The organism is Salinarimonas sp. (assembly GCF_040111675.1).
GTDB lineage: Bacteria > Pseudomonadota > Alphaproteobacteria > Rhizobiales > Beijerinckiaceae > Salinarimonas.
Map to the genome: position 1 here is coordinate 1,192,756 of NZ_CP157794.1, position 18,957 is coordinate 1,211,712.

Here is an 18,957-nt window from a genome sequence, read left to right on the forward strand (position 1 = left end):
TGTCATGGTTCGGTGGAACTTCGAAAGGGGAAGCGTGAGCGGCGCGCCGCGTAAGGGCGCGCCGGGCGTTGAGCCGACGATCGGCGCCGGAGATCCCGACGGGACCGGCGGCGACGACGAGGGGCGTTCGGGCACGGCGATCATCACCAAGACGAAGCCGCGCACGAAACGACCCAACCTGTATCGCGTGCTGTTGTTGAACGACGACTACACGCCGATGGAGTTCGTCATCCACGTTCTCGAGCGGTTCTTCCATAAATCGCGAGAGGACGCCACGCGCATCATGCTCCACGTCCATCACAACGGCGTGGGCGAATGCGGTGTCTTCACCTACGAGGTGGCGGAGACGAAGGTGACGCAGGTGATGGATTTCGCCCGCAAGCACCAGCATCCGCTGCAATGCGTGATGGAAAAGAAGTAGCCGCAGCTCTCACGAGATTCTCAGAGGCCAGCCTTGCCGAGCTTTTCTCGCTCTCTTGAACAAGCGCTCCACCGGGCTCTCGCCCTCGCCGGCGAGAGGCGTCACGAATACGCGACGCTGGAGCACCTTCTCCTCGCCCTGGTCGACGATCAGGACGCTGCCGCGGTGATGCGGGCCTGCAACGTCGACATCGAGGCGCTGAGGCGCAATCTCGTGGAATACGTCGACAACGAGCTGGCCAACCTCGTCTCGGACCATCGCGCCGACGCGAAGCCGACAGCCGGCTTCCAGCGCGTGATCCAGCGCGCGGTGATCCACGTCCAGTCGTCCGGCCGCGAGGAGGTGACCGGGGCGAACGTGCTCGTCGCGATCTTCGCCGAGCGCGAAAGCCATGCCGCGTACTTCCTGCAGGAGCAGGACATGACGCGCTACGACGCGGTGAACTACATCTCGCACGGCATCGCCAAGCGCCCCGGCGCCACCGAGGCCCGACCGCCTCGCGGCGTCGAGGAGGAGAGCGGCGAGCGGCCTTCCGGGGAGGACGGCGACACGCGCACGAAGAAGAAGGGCGATGCTCTCGACGCCTATTGCGTCAACCTCAACCGCAAGGCGCGCGAGGGCAAGATCGACCCGTTGATCGGCCGCGAGGGCGAGGTCCAGCGCACGATCCAGGTGCTCTGCCGCAGGCAGAAGAACAACCCGCTGCTGGTCGGCGATCCCGGCGTCGGCAAGACGGCCATCGCCGAGGGGCTGGCCCGCAAGATCAACGAGGGCCTCGTGCCCGACGTGCTCGCGGACGCCACCGTCTACGCCCTCGACATGGGCGCGCTGCTCGCCGGCACGCGCTATCGCGGCGATTTCGAGGAGCGGCTCAAGCAGGTCGTCAAGGAGATCGAGGCGCATCCCAAGGCGATCATGTTCATCGACGAGATCCACACGGTGATCGGCGCGGGGGCGACCTCGGGCGGCGCGATGGACGCCTCGAACCTGCTCAAGCCCGCGCTCGCGGCCGGCACGCTGCGCTGCATCGGCTCGACGACCTACAAGGAGTACCGCCAGTACTTCGAGAAGGACCGCGCGCTGGTGCGCCGCTTCCAGAAGATCGACGTCAACGAGCCGTCGGTCGAGGATACGATCGAGATCATCAAGGGCCTCAAGCCCTATTACGAGACCTTCCACAAGCTGCGCTACTCGAACGACGCCATCAAGGCGGCGGTCGAGCTCTCGGCCCGCTACATCCACGACCGCAAGCTGCCCGACAAGGCGATCGACGTGATCGACGAGACGGGCGCCTCGCAGATGCTGCTCGCCGAATCGAAGCGCAAGAAGACGATCGGCGTGAAGGAGATCGAGACCACGATCGCCTCCATGGCCCGCATCCCGCCCAAGACCGTCTCGAAGGACGACGCGGAGGTGCTGGCCAACCTCGAGGGCTCGCTCAAGTCCGTGGTCTACGGGCAGGACGCGGCGATCGGGGCGCTCACCTCGGCGATCAAGCTCGCCCGCGCGGGCCTGCGGGAGCCGGAGAAGCCGATCGGCAACTACCTGTTCGCCGGCCCGACCGGCGTCGGCAAGACCGAGGTCGCGCGCCAGCTCTCGAAGGCGCTCGGCGTCGAGCTCCTGCGCTTCGACATGTCGGAATACATGGAGCGGCACACGGTGAGCCGGCTCATCGGCGCGCCTCCCGGCTATGTCGGCTTCGACCAGGGCGGGCTCCTGACCGACGGCGTCGACCAGCATCCGCACTGCGTGCTGCTGCTCGACGAGATCGAGAAGGCGCATCCGGATCTGTTCAACATTCTGTTGCAGATCATGGACCACGGCAAGCTCACCGACCACAACGGCAAGCACGTCGATTTCCGCAACGTGATCCTGATCATGACCACGAACGCGGGTGCGGCGGACCTCGCCAAGGCGGCCTTCGGCTTCACCCGCACGAAGCGCGAGGGCGACGACACGGAGGCGATCAACAAGCTGTTCGCGCCGGAATTCCGCAACCGTCTCGACGCGATCATCTCCTTCGGCAACCTGCCGCGCGAGGTGATCATGAAGGTGGTCGACAAGTTCGTCGCCCAGCTCGAGGGGCAGCTCGCCGAGCGCAAGGTCACCATCGCGCTCTCGCCGGAATCGCGCGAGTGGCTGGTGGATCACGGCTACGACGAGTCCATGGGCGCGCGGCCGATGGGCCGCCTGATCCAGACCTCGATCAAGACGCCGCTGGCCGACGAGGTGCTGTTCGGGCGCCTGAAGGACGGCGGCTCGGTCCGGGTCGTGGTCGAGAAGGACGTGGACGGGCTCGACAAGCTCGGCTTCGAGTACTATCCCGCGCCGCAGAAGCCGGCGAAGGTGAAGCTCGAGAAGCCGACCGATCCGCCCAAGAAGCCGAAGCGCAAGCCGCGGACGTCGAAGAAGGCCGCGCCGAAGAAGCCGGGCAACGGCGGCAACGGTGACGGCGGCAACGGCGGCGGCGGCGTGCGCACCGTACCGAAGGTCCCGCTGGTGCGCGCATGACGCAACGCGATCTCGACGAGGCGGTGGCGCGCCTGCGCGCCGCCTCGTCGCGCAACGACCCGACGGCGGCCGATCTCGATCCGGATCTCGGCCCGCCGCGCGGCCGCCCCGAGACCGCGGGGCAGGGGCCGCTCGACCCCGACATCGTCGACGCCCACGCGCACGTGGTGACCGGCCACGAAGCGCCTCCGCCCTCCGGCGGGCAGGCGCTGCCGCGCTCCGACTGGGAGCAGCCGTTGCCGCGGGAATCGGTCGTCGGCCCTCCGCCGCAGCGGCAACCGGTTTCGCCTCAGGGGGCGGCGATTTCCCCCGAAGCGCGGGCGCGCGCGGAGGCGCAGCTGCGCGCGGCGGTCGAGGCGCGCGGGCGCGCGACCCCGCAGAGCGCGCCGACGCCACGGGCCGAGCCGCGCCCGGCGCAGGCGCGGTCGGCGCATCCCGGTCCGGCGCATGCCCAGCCGGCGCCGCGGCCCGTTCCCGAGCCGCCTGCGCCGGTGCTGGACGATTACGATCGACGCAACCGGCTGGGCGATCCCGAGAACCTCGACGACGGCATCGTCACCGACGATCACGTGGAGGCGCCGCGGCGCGGCGGGCTTCTCGATCGGTTCCGGCGCTCGCGCGACCGCAAGCCGACGCCGACGCAGCGCCGGCCCGAGACGCGGGCGCGGCGCAGCCGGACGGAGACGCAGCGCGGGCCGCTGACGCCGAAGGAAGAGCGCTGGCGCCGGCGCAAGCGGCGCTACCTGCTCGAGGAGATCCTCGGCTGGATCCTGGTGCCGGTCATCCTCGTGGGGCTCTACTTCGCCATTCTCTGGGGGCTGTCGCTGTTCGGGCTCACGCTCGACGACGTGGTGGCGGGCGCGCAGCAGGCCTGGGAGGCGCTGAACTGACGACGCGCACGCGCGTCGTCCGCGCGGTCACGTCGCGAGCGCGGCCGCGATCGTGCGCGCCTGCGCCGCCAGCACCTCCTGGTTCGCCATCTCGCCGCTGTGCGGTCGCAGGGCGACGCCGGCGAAGCGCGGGATGACGTGGACGTGCAGGTGGAAGACGACCTGCCCGCCGGCGCTCTCGTTGAACTGCTGCACGGTCACGCCGTCGGCGCCCAGCGCGGCCACGGACGCGCGGGCGACCTTCTGCGCCGTGCGCATCACGGCCGCGAGCGCCTCGGGCGGCGCGTCGAGCAGGTTGCGGCAGGGCGCCTTCGGGACGACGAGGCTGTGGCCGTCGCCGCGGGGCATGATGTCCATGAAGGCCAGGGTCTCGTCGTCCTCGTAGATCTTGTGCGCCGGCATCTCGCCGCGCAGGATCTTGGCGAAGACGTTGCTCGGGTCGTAGGCGGCGGTCTCTTGGGCTGCTGTCATGGCGGGCTCCCGGATTCGCTCGCGCGAGGAGACGACGCGCTGCGCCGCCGGTCAAGCGCTCCCGCGCCTGAAGGGGAGAGCGGCCGCGAGCGCCTCGCCGATCTCGCCGACATGGGCGCGCTCGCGCTCGAGATAATCGGCCACGGCCCGCTTCAGGCCCGGATCGGCGATCTCGTGGGCGGAATAGGTCTCGACCGGGCGATAGCCGCGCAGGAGCTTGTGCTCTCCCTGGGCCCCGGCCTCGACGCGCCGCAGCCCGTGCGCGATGGCGAAGTCGACGGCCTGATAATAGCAGACCTCGAAATGCAGGAAGGGGTGATCCTCGACGCAGCCCCAGTTGCGGCCGTAGAGGGTCTCGTCGCCGATGAAGTTGATGGCGCCGGCGATGTGGCGGCCCTCGCGGCGGGCGAGGATCAGCAGCACGCGCTCGCCGAGCCGCTCCCCGACGCGTGAGAAGAAGTCGCGGTTCAGGTAGGGACGGCCCCATTTGCGCGAGCCGGTGTCGACGTAGAATTCGTAGAAGGCGTCCCAATGCGCCTGCGTTATGTCACCGCCGCGGACCCAGTCGATCTCGATCCCGGGGGCGAGCGCATCGCGACGCTCGCGGCGGATGGTCTTGCGCTTGCGCGAGGCCAGCGTCTCGAGGAAGGCCTCGAAGCTGGGATAGCCGTCGTTGAGCCAGTGGAACTGCTGGTCGATCCGCTGCAGCCAGCCGGCGGCGCCGAGGCGCTCCCAGTCGGGCTTCGGCAGGAAGGTGGCGTGGATCGAGGAGGCGCCGACCTTGGCGCGCAGGGCCTGAAGGCCGGCGATCAGCAGGCGCTCGGCCTCCTCGGCCCTCGGCCCCGGCCGCACCAGGAGGCGCGGGCCGGTGGCGGGGGTGAAGGGCACGCTGACCTGGAGCTTGGGGTAGTAGCGCCCGCCGGCGCGCTCATAGGCGTCGGCCCAGCCGTGGTCGAAGACGTACTCGCCCTGGCTGTGGCTCTTGAGATAGGTCGGCGCGGCGGCCAGCAGCGTTCCCGCCGCGTCCTCGACGAGGACATGGGCGGGACCCCAGCCGGTGCCTTCGCCGACGCAGCCCGATTCCTCGAGAGCCGAGAGGAAAGCGTGGGTGACGAAGGGGCAGGCGGGATCGACGCCCAACGCCGCCGCCTGTGGACCCAGCGCGCAGGCGTCCCAGGCCTGCGGGTCCACGGGCGCGAGCCCGCCGGCGATCTTGACGACGAGGTCTGTCAGAGGCTCCTCCCGCTCCGGCTGTCTCGGCTCGAACTAGGCCCGCCGCGACCTTTAGCAAGACGGCGCGCGACGGCTCAGGCCGGGCGCCAGCGGCTCTCGACCGTGGCGGGCTCCTCGGCCACCGCGAGGCCGCGGCGCCGAAGGTCCTCCAGATGGGCGAAGACGTTGAGCGCCGCGGGGCCCTTCAACGCGGGGGAAAGGCCGCGATAGACGGTCTCGACGAGGTCGGGAATGGTCTCGTCGCCGGCGCGCAGGCGCGACAAGATCGCCTCCTCGCGCTGGCGGCGGTGGGCGATCAGCGCGCGCACGAAGCGTTTGGGCTCCGTGACGGGGCCGCCGTGGCCCGGCCAGTAGATCGTCTCGTCGCGGGAGAGGAGCTTCGCGAGCGAGGCCATGTAGGGCCCCATGGCCCCGTCGGGGGGCCCGATGAAGGTGGTCGACCAGGCCATGACGTGGTCGCCGGAGAAGAGCGCGTTCTCCTGCGGCAGCGCGTAGGCGACGTGATTCGCGGTGTGGCCCGGCGTCTCCACGGCGACGAGCGTCCAGCCCGGCCCCTCGACGCGATCGCCGTCGGAGAGGATGCGCTCGGGCGCGTAGGCGCGGTCTCCCGCGGCCTCCATGCGGTTGGCCTCGCCGGCGCCCAGGGCGCGGGACTCGCGATGCGGGCCGCAGCCGACGATCGCCGCGCCGGTCTCCTGCCGCAGCAGGGCGGCGGCGGGGGAATGGTCGCGATGCGTGTGGGTGACGACGAGGTGGGTGATGCGCTCGCCCCGCGTCGCGGCCAGGATCGCCTCGACGTGACGGGGATCGTCCGGGCCGGGATCGACGACGGCGACCTCGCCCCGGCCGACGACGTAGCTGCAGGTGCCGGTGAACGTCACCGGCCCGCTGTTGCCGGCGACGATGCGGCGCACGAGCGGCGAGACCCGCACGCAGGCGCCGGGCGGCTGGTCGAAGTCGGTGTCGAAGCTCGGGGTCTCGCTCATGGGCTCTCTGACGGGCCTCTGCGGCGTTCGCGACCGATGTGGCGCGCCCGGCCCGGCCCTTCAAGCGAAACCGCCGCCGGCGGGCGCCGGCGGCGGCGAAACTGGTGGGGGATACGGTGCTTGTCGTTGTGTCCCTTGCGCGTCCGAACCTTCCTCAGAAGGCCCCGATCACGATGGCGCCGACGAAAACCAGCGCCGCGCAAAACGCCGCGATGTTCAACTTCGGTACGAGATGAAGCTTCGCGTAGCGGCCCATTTGACATCCTCCCTGTCGAGGGACCGACGACAATTTAGCAGGCAACGGGCGGCCCGCAAGCGTCGCGACGACGATTGTTCGAGACAGGCTGGCCGGAGATTGGTTAATCATCGGTTAAAGCATTGAAATGCCTGAGATAGCGACTCTTTCTCCACAGCGCGTTACCGCGCTGCAGCAACGGCAGCGGCGACGAAATCCGCGGCGCGCAACGCCTCTTCGTCGCGGCCGAAGCGCGCGATCGTCTGCACGCCTACGGGACGGCCGTCGGGGGCGAGGATGCCGGGCACGGCGACGCACGGGTCGCCGGTCAGCGTCCACAGCCGGTTGAAGCTCGAGGATCCCGTCGAGCCGAGGCCGCGCGGCGCCGGACCGGGGGCCGCGTAGGCCAGAATGGCGTCGACCTCCTCGAAGAGCGCGCCGGCGGCGCCGCGGGCGCGGTGCACCACCCGGCGGGCGTCGTCGTAGGCGCCGGGCTCGACGATGGCCGCTTCGTCGAGCAGCGCCTGGAGCAGCGGCGGCAGGGCGTCGCGATGGGTGTCGTATTCCCAGCCGAGCGCCTGGGCGGCCTCGAAGTTCTGGATCGTCGCATGCAGCCGCCAGGCCTCGGCGAGGAGCGGCGGATCGGCGAGCGGCACGATGCGCGCGCCGGCGCGCTCGGCGGCGCGCGCGGCCTCGTCCAGGGCGGCCTGCGCCTCCGGCTCGGCCTCCCCGGCGAAGCCCTGGCGCAGAACGCCGAGCCGCAGGCCCGCGCCGGTCTCGCGCGGGTCGCCCGGGGGCAGGCACAGCTCCGGGCGGCCGGCGATCGCGGCGAGCGCGTAGGCGACGTCCGGCACCGTGGCCGCGAACAGGCCGACGGTGTCGAGCGTCCAGGAGAAGCACTTGACGCCGACGGTCGGCAGCAGCCGTGCGGACGGCTTGATCGCGGCGACGCCGCAGAAGGCGGCGGGGCGTATGACGGAGCCGCCGGTCTGGGTGCCGAGCGCGAGCGGCAGCATGCCCGCCGCCACCGCGGCGGCGGAGCCGGAGGAGGAGCCCCCCGGCGTGCAGCCGGGCGCGGCGGGATTGCGGGTCTCGGTGGGGTCGAGGAAGGCGAAGGGCGTCGTCGTGGTCTTGGCGAGCGGCACGGCCCCGGCGCGGCGCAGCGCGGTGACCACGGGGGCGTCGGCGCGCGGGACGTCGCCGTCGTAGAGCGGCGAGCCCATCCGGGTCGGCAGGCCGGCGACGTCGATGATGTCCTTCACGCCGACGGCGATCCCGCCGAGGGGGGCGCCGGCCGCGGATTGACCGGGGGCGGCATGCGCGTCCAGATGGACGAGCGCGCGGATTTCGGGCTCGCGGGCGGCGATCGCCGCGCGGCAGAGGTCGAGGGCGGCGGCGGGCGTGAGGTCGCCGGCGTCGATGCGGCGCCGGAGATCGAGGAGAGACAGCATGGCGGCGACAGGTTCCCGTTGGATTTCGCCACAGCCTAGCATGGGCGGGCCGCCGACGGGTCGGGGCGCGGGCGCATGAGCCGGGTGCGCGAAAGGCCCGTCGCGGACGCGACGGCGCGGCGCGGCTATCACCACGGCAACCTGCGCGAGGCGCTGGTCCAGGCGACGAAGCAGCTCCTCGCCGACAAGGGCCCGCAGGGCTTCACGCTCGCCGACGCGGCCCGGCGCGCCGGCGTCAGCCCGGCCGCGCCCTACCGCCATTTCGCCGACCGCGAGGCGCTGCTCGCCGAGGTGGCGCGGCGCGGCTTCGAGGCGTTCACGGCGCGGCTGTCGCGCGGCGCCGACCCGGCGCACGCGCTCCGCGGCATGGGCGCGGCCTATCTCGCCTTCGCGCGCGAGGAGCCGGGCTACTACGTCGCCATGTTCTCGACCAATGCGCCGCAGGGCGCGACCGAAACGCCCGAGGCCCGCCGGGCCTTCACCATGCTGGTCGACGGCCTCGCCGCCTCGCTCGCGACACGGGGGCTCGAGGTCGACGATCCGCGGGCGCTGGCGCTTCAGGTCTGGGGGCTTTCGCACGGGGTCGCGACGCTGGCGGCGTCGGGCCGGCTCGGAGGCCTGTGCGAGGACCCGGAGGCGGTTCTCGAACGCGGCGTCGACGCGCTCGTCGCGGGAGCGGTGAAGGAAGCGCATCCCGACGGCGGGGCGGGGCGTTGAACGGCGCGCGCGCGTGCTTATGTGAGGATCGTTCACTTCTGGAGACGCCCATGAACGCGAGCACCTTCAACCCGTCGGACCTGTTGCGACGGTTCAAGACCTGGGAGATCGTCGCGGTGGTCGCCGGTCTCGTCGTCTGGTGGCCCCTCGGCGCCGCCTTCCTCGTCTGGAAGCTCTGGAAGCTGAAGGAGGAGGGCGCCTGGGACTGGCCGGCCTTCGACCGCGCCCGCTTCGACTTCGCCGGCGGCGGCGCGACGGGCAACGCGGCCTTCGACGCCTACAAGCGCGAGCAGCTCGCCCGCCTCGAGGAGGAGCGCCGCAAGCTCGAGGAGGAGCAGCGCGAATTCGCCCGCTTCCTCGACGAGCTCAAGCGCACCCGCGACCGCGAGACCTTCGACCGCTTCATGGCCGAGCGCCGCAAGGCTAACGGTGCGTGAGCCGCGCGCGCCGGCGCGTGAGCCCGGCGCGTCCCGATTCGGGTCGACCCCGGGGCGGCGTGCTTGACGCTTCCTTTACGGGGTCGGCCGCATTCTCAGCGGCATGTCGCGTCGCGTATCGACATGCCTCCTCGCCTCCTCCCTCGTCCTCGCGCTCTCGGGCTGCGGGTGGTTCGAGTTCGAGGAGCGCGAGGAATGGCGCGCCCAGGCGGAAGCCGCCTGCATGGCGCGCGAGGACGTGCGCCCGACGGCCTACATGTCCCAGCGCCCCCGGCTCGACGGCCCCGGCGTCTGCGGCATCGACAAGCCCTTCGAGATCACGGCGCTGCTCGACGGCCAGGTGCGGCTGAAGCGCGAGGCGACGCTCGGCTGCCCGGTGACGGCGGCGACGGAGAGCTGGCTCGCCGAGACGGTCCAGCCGGCCGCGTATCTCTATTTCGGGTCGCCGGTGGTGGAGCTCGATTCCGGCTCCTACGCCTGTCGAACCCGCAATTCCCAGCGCGGCGCCCGCCTCTCGGAGCACGCCTTCGGCAATGCGGTCGACGTGATGTCCTTCACCCTCGCCGACGGGCGGCGTATCACGGTCGCGCAGGGCTGGCGCGGCGAGCCGGCGGAGCGCGATTTCCTGCGCGAGGTCTTCGTCGGCGCCTGCGGCACGTTCACCACCGTGCTCGGCCCGGGCTCTGACGCGTTCCACTACGACCACTTCCACCTCGATCTCGCCCGTCACGACGCGCGCGGCGAGCGCAGCGTCTGCCGGCCGCGGATCGATTTCGATCCCCGCCTCGACGATCCGCGCCCCTTGATCGGGGCCGCGCCGCAACCGGGGCTGCCGGCATTGCCGACGCTACCGACAACGTCCTTGCGCCCCGTACCGACGACAGGCGCGCTGCCTCTGGGCTTCGCGCCGCCGGCGCCCGTGGGCGGGGTCTACTGATTCTCGCTGCTCGAGGGCGGATCGCGGTACGTCATCGGCAGGAGCTGCTCGAAGCGGCTGCGCACCACGTCGTAGCACTCGCAGGAGGTGGCCTGCAGCTTGGGCAGATCCACGCACTCGATCAGCCCGCGCCTGTAGCGGATCAGGCCCTGCGCCTGGAGCGCCTTCGCCGCGGCGGTGACGGTGGTGCGCTGGACGCCGAGCATCTCGGCCACGGCCTCCTGGGTGAGCGGGATGACGTCCGTGCCGGTGCGGTCGCGGCAGGTCAGGAGCCAGCGGCAGAAGCGCTGCTCGACGGAGTGGAGCGCGTTGCAGGCGACGGTCTGGAGAACCTGCGTCAGGAGCGCCTCGGTGTAGCGCTGAACGAGATCGCGCAGAGCCGCGCTGCGCTCGAGCGCCGCGCGGAAGCGGGCGACCTCGATGCGCCGGGCGCGGCCGGGGATCTGCACGACGCCGCGCGCCGCCGCGAGGCGCGTGCCCGATGCGGTGACCAGACCGACGCCGCCCTCGCGACCGATCGTGCCGGCTTCGACGCTGGCGCCGTCGCGCATCAGTGTGACGAGCGAGACGACGCCGCTCTGCGGGAAGTAGACGTGCTCGATGGGCTCGGCCGCGTCGAAGAGGACGTCGCCGCGCAGGAGCGCCGCCGGTTGCAGGTGCGGCTTCAACAGCGCGAAATCCTCCTCTGGGAGCGCCTTGAGAAGCCGGTTCTCGTCGTCGTGCAAGCGTAGAACTGAGCGCATGGATTCGGTCTTTCGCCCCTCTTCGGACACGCCGCCCGGCTCGACGGCGCCCGATGGTTCTTGATCTGGGCTTCTCGTGCTCCCCGCCATCACGTCACCCCTTCCGACAGCGGAGGGCGCAGGCCCGATCCCAATCACAACCAGATTCGCCGGCCCGTCTGTCATCTAGACGACAATTACCGGCTGTATAGTGCCCTTCGACCACAAAATCTGCAATTTTTTTATTGCCGCAAGGGAATTACCGGCCTACCGGCGCGCACCGCAACTGGTGGCGCTCGGCGTCGGCAACGCCAAGATGAAATCCGCTTGACACCGTAACGCTGATTAGCTATGGATTGTGCATGGGCGAGGAATGCGCCTCGGTCCCTCCTCGCTCCAAGATGAACGCCTCGGTTGCCACCGGGGCGTTTTCCGTTTCTCGGGACGGCCGATCTGGACGCTCTGCGCAATCGCCGTCGTACAATCTCAAAGAATGATGAGCCGGAACAAAACGCAATCGCCGCGCGAATGCGCGCCGGATCTCGCGCGCCTGGCGCAGACGCTGCGCCGCTTCGTCGCCGAGCGTCTCGCCACGTTCGCCGGATCGGAGGAGCGCCACGACCCGAAGGTCGCGGCGCGCACGGTCGCCGAGCTGACCCGCTGCCTGCGGGAGCTGGTCGCGCTCGAGCGCAGCCTCGGAGCGAAGCCGGCCGACGCCGAGGGAGAAACCGATGAGCCCGATGCGGATCTGGGCGCCGGAGCGGCACCTCGGCTGGCTGATCTCGTTGCGGGAGAGGTTGAGCGCCTGCACGAACGACAGCCAGCGGGAGGCGATCTGGAGCGGGTATAGCGCGCGGCTGCGCCGCTATCTCGAGGGCACGCGCCGCGCGCCGGCCTGGGCGCTTTCGGCGCGGGAAGACCAGCTGCCGCCGGTGGCGGCGCGGGACGGCTCGGACTGGACGATCTGGCTCGTGCTGGGCGGGCGCGGGGCGGGCAAGACCCGCACCGGCGCCGAATGGGTGCGCGGCATGGTGATGGGCGCGCCCTGGCTGACCCGGCGCAAGGTCGGCAAGATCGCCCTCGTGGGCGAGACCTTCGCCGACGTGCGCGACGTGATGATCGACGGCCCGTCCGGGCTGCTCGCGATCCACCCGAAGCGCGAGCGGCCGGTCTGGACCGCGACGCGCCGGCGCCTCGAATGGCCCTCCACCGGCGCGGTGGCGCTCGCCTTCTCCGCGGAGGATCCGGAGGCCCTGCGCGGGCCCCAGTTCGAGGCGGCCTGGGCGGACGAGCTCGGCAAGTGGCGCTATGCGGACGCGACCTGGGACCAGCTGCAGTTCGGCCTGCGGCTCGGCGAGCGCCCGCGCGAGGTGGTGACGACGACGCCGCGGACGATCCCCCTGGTGAAGCGGCTCGTGACCGACCCGCGCGTGGCGCTGACCCGGGCCTCCACCGAGGCGAACCGGGCGAACCTCGCGCCGTCCTTCCTGCAGGCGGTGGTGGACCGCTACGCCGGCACCCGGCTCGGCCGCCAGGAGCTCGACGGCGAGCTGATCGAGGACCGCGCCGACGCGCTCTGGACGCGCGACCAGATCGAGGCCGCGCGCGAGGATCACGCGCCGCCGCTGCGCCGCATCGCGGTCGCGATCGACCCGCCGGCGACCTCGCGCAAGGGTGCGGACGCCTGCGGGATCGTGGCGGCGGGGATCGACGCCGCGGGGGTGTGCCACGTGCTGGCGGACGAGAGCGGGGAGGGCATGCGCCCGCAGGTCTGGGCCTCCAAGGCGACGATGCTCTATCGGCGGCTCGAGGCGGACGCCCTCGTCGTCGAGGTGAACCAGGGCGGCGAGATGGCCGCCGCCGTGATCCGCGAGGTCGACCCGGGCTGCGCCGTCGTCTCGGTGCGCGCGACCCGGGGCAAGCACCTGCGCGCCGAGCCGGTGGCGGTGCTCTACGCCCAGGGCCGCGTGAAGCACGCCGGCGCCTTCCCGGCGCTCGAGGACGAGATGGCGGATTTCGGGCCGGAAGGATTGAGCGGGGGACGCTCGCCCGACCGGCTCGACGCGCTGGTCTGGGCGATCACCCATCTCGCGCTGGGCCCCAAGCCCGCGAGCCCGCGGCTGCGGATCGTGTAGCAACGCCGTGTCATCCCCGGCCGGAGCGCCGAAGGCGCGCAGGGGAAGGGGACCCAGCACCACGTGTTCGCGGCGAAGCCGCGGCTTCCGGCGGCGACCAGCCGCCTGGCCGGCGGCGCAAGGAGCGCCTTCGGCGCGACATTCTGCGCTGGGTTCCCTTCCCCTGCGCCGCTTCGCGGCTCCGGCCGGGAATGACCAGCGCGCCGTTCACCCCACCCGAGGAGACCTCCTCATGAAAGCGCTCATCCAAGCCCTGGCGCGGCTCGCCGCGCCGGAGGGGAAAGCCTCGCGCGCGGGCGCGGCGATGGCCTTCTATCACGGCGGGCGGCCGGCCTGGACGCCGCGGGACTACGCGGCGCTCGCCCGCGAGGGCTACCAGAAGAACGCCGTCGTGCATCGCTGCGTGCGGCTCGTCGCCGAGGCCGCGGCGTCGCTGCCGCTCACCCTCGTCGAGGGCGCGCGCGAGCTGCGCGCGCATCCGCTGCTCGACCTCCTGCGCCGGCCGAACCCGCGCGAGGAGGGCGGACGCTTCCTGGAGAGCCTCTACGGCCACCTCCTCGTCTCCGGCAACGCCTATGTCGAGGCCGGGCTGATCGACGGCGCGCCCCGCGAGCTGCACGCGCTCAGGCCCGACCGGATGCGCGTCGTGCCCGGGGCGAACGGCTGGCCGGCGGGATACGAGTACCAGGTGGGCTCGCAGGTCGTGCGCTTCGCCATGCCCGCGGAGGGCGTGCCGCCGATCCTGCACCTCACCCTGTTCCACCCGACCGACGACCATTACGGCCTCTCGCCCATGGAGGCGGCGGCCGCGGCGCTCGACGTGCACAACGCCGCCTCCGCCTGGAACAAGGCGCTCCTCGACAACGCCGCACGGCCCTCGGGGGCGCTCGTCTTCACCGGCGAGGCGAACGTGTCGGACGCGGTGTTCTCGAAGCTCAAGGCCGAGCTCGAGGACGCTTATCAGGGCGCGCGCAACGCCGGGCGGCCGATGCTGCTGGAGGGCGGGCTCGACTGGAAGCCGCTCGCGCTCTCGCCCAAGGAGATGGACTTCGTCGAGGCCAAGGCCGCGGCCGCCCGCGAGATCGCGCTCGCCTTCGGCGTGCCGCCGCTGCTCCTCGGCCTGCCGGGCGACGCCACCCATTCCAACTACGCGGAGGCGAACCGGGCCTTCTACCGGCAGACGGTGATCCCGCTCGCCAAGCGCACGGCGCAGGCGCTGGCGCTGTGGCTCGCGCCGGGCTTCGGCGCGGATCTCGCGCTCGAGCCCGATCTCGATGCGATCGAGGCCCTGTCGGAGGAGCGCGAGTCGCTCTGGCGGCGGGTGTCCGGCGCGACGTTCCTCGGCGACGACGAGAAGCGCGAGGCCGTCGGCTACGGGAGGGGCGGCTCGTGAGCGCGCCGACCCCGCCTCCGAACCTGCCCTCGCTCTCCGTCGGGGAGACGCTCGAGCGCCTCCTCGCCGCCATCGCGACGCGGGGCGACCTCGCGCATCTGGCGCTCCTCGCCTGGGCGCTCGCCGCCTCGTTCTTCGCCCTGATCCTGCTTCGCGAGTCCGCGCTCGCCAGCCGGCGCTTCGACGCCTTCGTGCGCGAGCTCGCGCGCTTCAACCGCCGTTTCTCGGGAGACGACCGATGACCAGCATGCTCAACGCCCTCGCGCGCCGCAGGCCCGCCCCGGACCCCGCGCGCGAGACCATGCGGACCTTCGTGCGCACGCTCGCGCGCCTCGCCGCCGCGCCGCGGGAGCGGGCGGGGGAGGGCGCGCGATGACGGCGCTGGCGCGAAGCAAGGCCGCCGTGCGCGGCGCGCCGGAGACGAAGCTCCTCGCCGCCAGGCCCGATGCGGTGAGCGAGGGCGGCGTGTTCGAGGGCTATGCCAGCCTGTTCGGGGTCACCGACCTCGCCAAGGACGTGGTCCAGCCCGGCGCCTTCGCCAAGAGCCTCGCCCTGCGCGGGCCGCGGGGCGTGCGCATGCTCTGGCAGCACGATCCGGCCGAGCCGATCGGAACCTGGCTGTCGCTCAAGGAGGATGCCCGCGGGCTTCGCGTGCGCGGGCGCCTCAACCTCGCCGTCGGACGCGCCCGGGAGATCCACGCGCTGATGCGGGAGGGCGCCATCGACGGCCTCTCCATCGGCTACCGGGCGACGAAGGCGGCGAGCGATCGCGCGTCGGGCAAGCGGCTCCTGCACGAGGTCGACCTGTGGGAGATCTCGATCGTCACCTTCCCCATGCTCCCCGCGGCGCGGGTCGCCGCGGTGAAGGGCGCGCCGCCCGGCCTCGCGGAGACCATCCGCCGGGCGGCGAAGAAGCTGTTTCCCACGCCCGCGGCGGCGTAGCCGCGGGCCGGAGGGGCCGAGCGGCCCGCACTTCTCCTTCCCTGTAGGGAAGGTGGCTCGGCGAAGCCGAGACGGATGGGGCGCGGCGCGAAGCGACGCGTTCCGCGAAGCGGAAGCCCCGGCGTCCGGCAATCGCGTCCGTCGATTTCGGCTGCGCCGAACGCGCGTGCCGCGCGCCCCATCCGTCACCGCGCTCTCGCGCGGCGACACCTTCCCCTACAGGGAAGGAAAGGCTTCGGCGCGTCTGCTGTGCTCGAGGTCGTCGTCGAGCGGACGCCCTCGGATACGGCTGCGCCCTTTTTTCCTTCCCTGCAGGGAAGGAGCGATGCGGGCCACGCACGCCACGTCTTCATCCACCCTCAACGAGGACATCCCACCATGCACGAGACCCACGACCCCTCCCCGGAAACCAAGTCCGCGGACGCGCAGGCGGCGTTCGCCGAGTTCGCGCGGGCCTTCGAGGCCTACAAGGAGGAGAACGACACGCGGCTCTCCGCGCTCGAGACGCGCGGCTCCGTCGACGTCGTCGTCGAGGAGAAGATCGCGCGCATCGACGCCTTCCTCGACGAGCAGAAGGCGCGGGCCGACCGCCTCGCGCTCGCCCGCCAGCGCCCGCCGCTGGGCCACGAGGACAAGGGTCGCGAGGACCCGCTCGCGGCCGAGCACAAGGCCGCCTTCGACCTCTACGTCCGCTCCGGCGAGAGCGCCGGCCTCAAGCGGCTCGAGGAGAAGGCGCTCTCCGCCGGCTCCGGCCCCGACGGCGGCTATCTCGCGCCCCCGCAGGTGGAGCGCGAGGTGATCCGGCGGCTCTCCAGCCTCTCGCCGATCCGCGCCATCTCGGCGAACCGCACCATCTCGGGCGGGCTCTACAAGGTGGCGCACGCCGTGTCCGGGGCGGCCTCGGGCTGGGTGGCGGAGACCGCGGCGCGCCCCGAGACCGGCTCGCCGACGCTCGCCGAGCTCTCCTTCCCGGCGATGGAGCTCTACGCCATGCCGGCGGCGACGCAGACGCTGCTCGACGACGCCATCGTCGACATCGACCAGTGGATCGCCGACGAGGTCGAGACCGCCTTCGCCGAGCAGGAGGGCGCGGCCTTCGTCAACGGCGACGGCGTGGCGAAGCCCACGGGCTTCCTCGCCTACCCGACGGCGGCGGACGCCTCCTGGTCGTGGGGCAATCTCGGCTTCATCGCCACCGGGGCGGCGGGCGCCTTCCCGGCCGCGGACCCGTCCGACGTGCTCGTCGACCTGATCTACGCGCTCAAGAGCGGATATCGGCAGAACGCGTCCTTCGTGATGAACCGCAAGACGCAGGCCGTGGTCCGCAAGTTCAAGGACGGCCAGGGCCATTATCTCTGGCAGCCGCCGGCGGGCCCCGGCCAGTCCGCGAGCCTGATGGGCTTCCCCGTGGTCGAGGCCGAGGACATGCCGGACATCGCGGCCGGCGAGGACGCGATCGCCTTCGGCGACTTCAAGCGCGGCTACCTGGTGGTGGACCGGGCGGGCGTGCGCATCCTGCGCGACCCGTATTCCGCCAAGCCCTACGTCCTGTTCTACACGACGAAGCGCGTCGGCGGCGGCGTGCAGGACTTCGCCGCGATCAAGCTCCTGCGCTTCGCGGCGTGATCTCAGCGCGTGTCGACGTAGGAGCCGGGCGTCGGGGTGATGTCGATCGGCTGCGGCGGGCCCTCGGGCACGACGCGGTCGAGATCGCGGATGCGCGCGGCGATCCAGCGCTGATGGGGGACGAGCGGCGTGATCGCCGTGAGCCCGCCGCAGGCGGCGCCGCGCGTGTCCGAGAAGGCGCCCGACGACCAGGAGATGATCCCGTCGAGGCGGTAGCCCCCCGGCGCGCCCGCGAGCAGCGGGCCGCCGGAATCGCCCTGGCAGGCGCCCGCGCCCTCGCTCTCGCCGAGGCGCTCGGGGTCCGCCGCCATGATCATGCGGTTGCCGAGCCGCGCCTCGCCCATCACCACGACGTAGGTGAAGCGCAAGGTGCGGGCGGTCGATTTCTGGCGGAAGCGGGTCGTGCCGTAGCCGGCGATGGTCGCGTCGGAGCCGGCGGAGGGCGTGCGGGCGCGCGCCACGTCGAAGGGCGCGAAGTCGGCCGCGAGGCGGCGGTCGAGCTTGAGCAGGGCGAGATCGACGCCGGGCTGCTCGCGCGGCGGGATCGAGGGCACGAAGCTCGGATGCAGCACGCTCGCGAGCACGCGCATCGAGATCGGCCGAAAGCCGTAATCCAGCGCGGTGACGCGGTAGTTGACGTCCTCGATCACGCAATGCGCCGCGGTCAGCACGATGTCCTCGCGCAGCAGCACGCCGGAGCACAGCTCCCCGTCCGAGCTCTCGATGCGCACCACGCTCTCGCGCAGCCCGTCGGTCGCATCCGCAGCGCGCCCGCGCGTGATCGCCTCCGCCGGCGCGAGGCCGGCGAGCGCGCCCGAGAGGGCGAGGGAAGCCGCGAGGGCGAGACGGCGCGCCTGGAGAGGAAGGCTCATGGGGATGAATGTGCGGCGTGGCGGGCCCGGGCGCAAGCGAAGCTTACAGGATGGGCACCGATCGCTTTGAACCGAGGTCTCGAGGGTTGTCATGCCCGCATGAATCGTGCATATGACATTTATGCACGCGGCTGGGGAGCTTGCGTTGTCGATCGGGGATCATGCTTACTTTTACGTCCTCAAGCGCAAGGCGCGCGAGGTCGTCGCCGAGGACATAAACGCCAAGATCAAGGCGGCCGGCGCGCGTGACAATTGGCGGGGCATGGAACTCGCCAGGATCGACGAGGAAGCTATCGAGTTCGCACGGCTGGAGTGGGTGCGGCACTACGGTGACGCCACGCACAATGGGTTCGCCCACAGCTGGGAGACCCTTTGGAAGAAACATCGCGCGCGACCCTCGTTCTTCGATCTGGCGGTCTGGCAGATTGTGAGCGGGCGGCGCGTGCTCCAGGCGCTCACACTCGGCAAACCGTCGAACGCCAAGACCCATCTCTGCCTTAACTGGGTGGAAAGGTCTTTCGCGCCGAACTATCTAAAGGGGGCATTGGTCCCCATATTGGCCTGTGCCGAGGAGTATGCGAAACTCCTCGGATCGTGTCGTGTTGTGATCAAGGACCCGGTTGACCCGGAAAAATACGAGAGGTACGGGTACGGCCCGTTTCACATCAAGGGTGTGAAGGGGCGGTACCTGAGCAAGGAGCTGTGACATGACCCCGGTCGAGAAGGAACTCGGCGTTTCCGTCGAGGGCACGGACACGCTGATGGATGCGATTGCGCAGGCTCAGGCCCGCGTCGAAGCCGTCTATGCGTCCGGTTCCCGTTCCTTCGTGTCGCGCATCCCGGACGCCGATTGGGCGACCTGGCACCTGGTCGACGAGGAGTGCCTTGTCGAGGACCCTTGCGGGCTCGACCCCGATCCGCTCGACGACGACGAGGCGAACCTCAACGCTGCATGAGTCGTGCTCATAGCGAGTCATT

The 18,957-nt window shown here is 71.4% G+C and carries 21 protein-coding genes; 15 read left to right on the top strand and 6 right to left on the bottom strand.

What is annotated here, in order from left to right:
- The first annotated feature begins 34 nt into the window (after positions 1–34).
- The 3 genes from clpS to ABL310_RS05515 are packed head-to-tail and all read left to right on the top strand — an operon-like array spanning position 35 to position 3,822.
- A complete protein-coding gene (clpS, locus tag ABL310_RS05505; RefSeq protein ID WP_374730369.1) occupies positions 35–421 on the top strand; it encodes an ATP-dependent Clp protease adapter ClpS in 387 nt (128 codons plus the stop codon).
- Between the two features lie 33 nt (positions 422–454).
- On the top strand, positions 455–2,932 hold the full coding sequence (gene clpA / locus ABL310_RS05510) for an ATP-dependent Clp protease ATP-binding subunit ClpA (RefSeq protein ID WP_349370692.1): 2,478 nt from the start codon (positions 455–457) through the stop codon (positions 2,930–2,932).
- Positions 2,929–3,822: a hypothetical protein gene (locus ABL310_RS05515; RefSeq protein ID WP_349370693.1), complete on the top strand. Its 894-nt coding sequence runs from the start codon at positions 2,929–2,931 to the stop codon at positions 3,820–3,822. Before clpA ends, ABL310_RS05515 begins: the two co-directional genes overlap by 4 nt.
- Before the next feature lie 27 nt (positions 3,823–3,849).
- Here the strand turns inward: ABL310_RS05515 and ABL310_RS05520 are convergent, their stop codons facing one another.
- The 4 genes from ABL310_RS05520 to ABL310_RS05535 all read right to left on the bottom strand — a co-directional run bounded on the left by ABL310_RS05520 (position 3,850) and on the right by ABL310_RS05535 (position 8,198).
- Positions 3,850–4,293: an HIT family protein gene (locus tag ABL310_RS05520; RefSeq protein ID WP_349370694.1), complete on the bottom strand. Its 444-nt coding sequence runs from the start codon at positions 4,291–4,293 to the stop codon at positions 3,850–3,852.
- A 51-nt stretch (positions 4,294–4,344) separates the two neighbouring features.
- Complete coding sequence (locus ABL310_RS05525; protein WP_374730397.1) at positions 4,345–5,526, bottom strand: GNAT family N-acetyltransferase; 1,182 nt, start codon at positions 5,524–5,526, stop codon at positions 4,345–4,347.
- A 74-nt stretch (positions 5,527–5,600) separates the two neighbouring features.
- Positions 5,601–6,512, bottom strand: coding sequence for an MBL fold metallo-hydrolase (locus ABL310_RS05530; RefSeq protein ID WP_349370696.1), 912 nt, complete (start codon positions 6,510–6,512; stop codon positions 5,601–5,603).
- A 417-nt stretch (positions 6,513–6,929) separates the two neighbouring features.
- On the bottom strand, positions 6,930–8,198 hold the full coding sequence (locus ABL310_RS05535) for an amidase (protein ID WP_349370697.1): 1,269 nt from the start codon (positions 8,196–8,198) through the stop codon (positions 6,930–6,932).
- Between the two features lie 75 nt (positions 8,199–8,273).
- On the opposite strand from ABL310_RS05535, the gene ABL310_RS05540 reads away from it, so the two are divergent.
- The 3 genes from ABL310_RS05540 to ABL310_RS05550 all read left to right on the top strand — a co-directional run bounded on the left by ABL310_RS05540 (position 8,274) and on the right by ABL310_RS05550 (position 10,289).
- Positions 8,274–8,915, top strand: coding sequence for a TetR/AcrR family transcriptional regulator (locus ABL310_RS05540; RefSeq protein ID WP_349370698.1), 642 nt, complete (start codon positions 8,274–8,276; stop codon positions 8,913–8,915).
- Positions 8,916–8,965: 50 nt separating this feature from the next.
- The gene (locus tag ABL310_RS05545; RefSeq protein WP_349370699.1) at positions 8,966–9,352 is read left to right on the top strand and encodes a DUF2852 domain-containing protein; all 387 of its coding nucleotides are present in this window, start codon (positions 8,966–8,968) and stop codon (positions 9,350–9,352) included.
- Between the two features lie 103 nt (positions 9,353–9,455).
- On the top strand, positions 9,456–10,289 hold the full coding sequence (locus tag ABL310_RS05550) for an extensin family protein (protein ID WP_349370700.1): 834 nt from the start codon (positions 9,456–9,458) through the stop codon (positions 10,287–10,289).
- Here the strand turns inward: ABL310_RS05550 and ABL310_RS05555 are convergent.
- Positions 10,283–11,032, bottom strand: coding sequence for a Crp/Fnr family transcriptional regulator (locus tag ABL310_RS05555; protein ID WP_349370701.1), 750 nt, complete (start codon positions 11,030–11,032; stop codon positions 10,283–10,285). The two genes, ABL310_RS05550 and ABL310_RS05555, sit on opposite strands and share 7 nt — an antisense overlap.
- 472 nt (positions 11,033–11,504) lie before the next feature.
- Between ABL310_RS05555 and ABL310_RS05560 the strand changes: the two genes are divergently transcribed.
- From ABL310_RS05560 to ABL310_RS05590, 7 genes are all read left to right on the top strand, one after another.
- Complete coding sequence (locus ABL310_RS05560) at positions 11,505–11,861, top strand: hypothetical protein (RefSeq protein WP_349370702.1); 357 nt, start codon at positions 11,505–11,507, stop codon at positions 11,859–11,861.
- Positions 11,752–13,146 (top strand): DNA-packaging protein, encoded by a 1,395-nt coding sequence (locus tag ABL310_RS05565; RefSeq protein WP_374730398.1) that lies wholly within the window; start codon positions 11,752–11,754, stop codon positions 13,144–13,146. The genes ABL310_RS05560 and ABL310_RS05565 overlap by 110 nt, the downstream gene beginning before the upstream one ends.
- 232 nt (positions 13,147–13,378) lie before the next feature.
- Positions 13,379–14,539: a phage portal protein gene (locus tag ABL310_RS05570; protein ID WP_349370704.1), complete on the top strand. Its 1,161-nt coding sequence runs from the start codon at positions 13,379–13,381 to the stop codon at positions 14,537–14,539.
- Positions 14,536–14,781, top strand: a complete 246-nt coding sequence (locus tag ABL310_RS05575; protein WP_374730422.1) for a hypothetical protein — start codon at positions 14,536–14,538, stop codon at positions 14,779–14,781. Before ABL310_RS05570 ends, ABL310_RS05575 begins: the two co-directional genes overlap by 4 nt.
- Complete coding sequence (locus ABL310_RS05580) at positions 14,778–14,915, top strand: hypothetical protein (RefSeq protein WP_349370705.1); 138 nt, start codon at positions 14,778–14,780, stop codon at positions 14,913–14,915. Before ABL310_RS05575 ends, ABL310_RS05580 begins: the two co-directional genes overlap by 4 nt.
- Entirely contained in the window at positions 14,912–15,481 is a 570-nt protein-coding gene (locus tag ABL310_RS05585) for an HK97 family phage prohead protease (RefSeq protein ID WP_349370706.1), read from the top strand. The genes ABL310_RS05580 and ABL310_RS05585 overlap by 4 nt, the downstream gene beginning before the upstream one ends.
- Before the next feature lie 378 nt (positions 15,482–15,859).
- Positions 15,860–17,107 (top strand): phage major capsid protein, encoded by a 1,248-nt coding sequence (locus ABL310_RS05590; protein WP_349370707.1) that lies wholly within the window; start codon positions 15,860–15,862, stop codon positions 17,105–17,107.
- Positions 17,108–17,109: 2 nt separating this feature from the next.
- Here the strand turns inward: ABL310_RS05590 and ABL310_RS05595 are convergent, their stop codons facing one another.
- The gene (locus ABL310_RS05595) at positions 17,110–17,979 is read right to left on the bottom strand and encodes a trypsin-like serine protease (RefSeq protein ID WP_349370708.1); all 870 of its coding nucleotides are present in this window, start codon (positions 17,977–17,979) and stop codon (positions 17,110–17,112) included.
- Positions 17,980–18,124: 145 nt separating this feature from the next.
- On the opposite strand from ABL310_RS05595, the gene ABL310_RS05600 reads away from it, so the two are divergent.
- A complete protein-coding gene (locus ABL310_RS05600) occupies positions 18,125–18,685 on the top strand; it encodes a hypothetical protein (RefSeq protein WP_349370709.1) in 561 nt (186 codons plus the stop codon).
- Between the two features lies 1 nt (position 18,686).
- A complete protein-coding gene (locus ABL310_RS05605; RefSeq protein WP_349370710.1) occupies positions 18,687–18,935 on the top strand; it encodes a hypothetical protein in 249 nt (82 codons plus the stop codon).
- Positions 18,936–18,957 lie beyond the last annotated feature (22 nt).